Origin of the sequence: Streptomyces rubiginosohelvolus, from assembly GCF_014649875.1 — a bacterium.
In the GTDB taxonomy this organism is placed as follows: Bacteria; Actinomycetota; Actinomycetes; order Streptomycetales; family Streptomycetaceae; genus Streptomyces; species Streptomyces rubiginosohelvolus.
On the sequence record NZ_BMTW01000037.1, the window covers coordinates 1 to 1778 of the forward strand.

Sequence of the window (1778 nt, forward strand, 5' to 3'; positions counted from 1 at the left end):
AGGAGAGCCGGCGTGAGCTTGAGGATCGTTGTCTGTGTGAAGTACGTGCCCGACGCGACCGGTGACCGGCGTTTCGCCGATGACCTGACGCTGGACCGTGAGGATGTCGACGGTCTGTTGTCGGAGCTGGACGAGTACGCGGTCGAGCAGGCGTTGCAGATCGCGGACGAGGCGGACGATGCGGAGATCACCGTGGTGACGGTGGGTCCGGAGGATGCCAAGGACGCGTTGCGCAAGGCGTTGTCGATGGGTGCGGACAGGGCGGTTCACGTCGAGGACGACGATCTGCACGGCACGGATGTGATGGGCACGTCGCTGGTGCTGGCGAAGGCGGTCGAGAAGACCGGCTATGACCTGGTGATCTGCGGGATGGCGTCGACGGACGGTGTGATGGGTGTGCTGCCGGCGCTGCTGGCGGAGCGGTTGGGTGTGCCGCAGGTGACGCTGCTGTCCGAGGTGTCGGTGAACGACGGTGTGGTGACCGGGCGGCGTGACGGTGACACCGCGACCGAGCAGCTTCAGGCGTCGCTGCCGGCGGTGGTGTCGGTGACCGACCAGTCCGGTGAGGCGCGCTACCCCTCGTTCAAGGGGATCATGGCGGCGAAGAAGAAGCCGGTGGAGTCCTTGGATCTGGAGGACCTGGAGCTGGACGCGGACGAGGTGGGTCTGGCGGGTGCGTGGACGGCGGTCGACTCGGCGACCGAGCGTCCGGCACGCACGGCGGGCACGATCGTGAAGGACGAGGGCGAGGGCGGCAAGCAGCTCGCCGAGTTCCTCGCGGGCCAGAAGTTCATCTAGGCCCCACCGCCCGGGGAGCCCGGAGCGAGCCCCCCTTCCTGCCTCTCTTTCTCTTCTCTCGTCTGTCTGGAGTGCGTTGTCATGGCTGAAGTTCTGGTTCTGGTCGATCATGTGGATGGTGCGGTCCGTAAGCCCACGCTGGAGCTGCTGACGCTGGCGCGTCGCATCGGTGACCCGGTCGCCGTCGCCCTGGGTGCGGGCGCCGAGGCGACCGCGGGTGTGCTGGGTGAGCACGGTGCGGTCAAGGTCCTGACCTCCGACGCCCCGGAGTTCGCGGACTACCTCGTGGTGCCGAAGGTGGACGCCCTGCAGGCCGCGTTCGAGACGGTGTCCCCCGTGGCGGTGCTGGTGGTGTCCTCCGCCGAGGGCAAGGAGATCGCCGCCCGCCTCGCGCTGCGGATCGGCTCCGGGATCATCACCGACGCCACCGACCTGGAAGCCGGTGCGGAGGGCCCGGTGGCGACACAGGCCGTGTTCGCCGCCTCCTACACCACCAAGTCCCGCGTCTCCAAGGGCGTTCCGGTCATCACCGTCAAGCCGAACTCCGCCCCGGTCGAGCCGGCCGCCGCCGCCGGCACGGTCGAAGCCCTGACGGTGTCGTTCGGTGAGAGCGCGACGGGCACGAAGGTGACCTCGCGGACGCCGCGGGAGTCGACCGGGCGCCCGGAGCTGACCGAGGCCGCGATCGTCGTCTCGGGTGGCCGCGGCGTCAACGGTGCGGAGAACTTCCCCCTCATCGAAGCCCTCGCCGACTCCCTCGGTGCCGCGGTGGGCGCATCGCGTGCGGCGGTCGACGCGGGCTGGTACCCGCACACCTCGCAGGTCGGGCAGACCGGCAAGTCCGTCTCCCCGCAGCTCTACATCGCCTCCGGCATCTCCGGTGCCATCCAGCACCGGGCCGGAATGCAGACCTCGAAGACGATCGTCGCGATCAACAAGGACGCCGAAGCCCCGATCTTCGAACTCGTCGACTACGGCGT

Annotated in this window: 2 protein-coding genes; both read left to right on the plus strand. The window is 69.0% G+C overall.

Features of this window, described 5'->3' with window-relative positions:
* Positions 1 to 12: 12 nt before the first annotated feature.
* Positions 13 to 798: an electron transfer flavoprotein subunit beta/FixA family protein gene (locus IE134_RS33940; protein WP_126932069.1), complete on the plus strand. Its 786-nt coding sequence runs from the start codon at positions 13 to 15 to the stop codon at positions 796 to 798.
* An 81-nt stretch (positions 799 to 879) separates the two neighbouring features.
* On the plus strand, positions 880 to 1778 hold an 899-nt coding region (locus IE134_RS33945), incomplete at its 3' end, for an electron transfer flavoprotein subunit alpha/FixB family protein (RefSeq protein WP_189432866.1).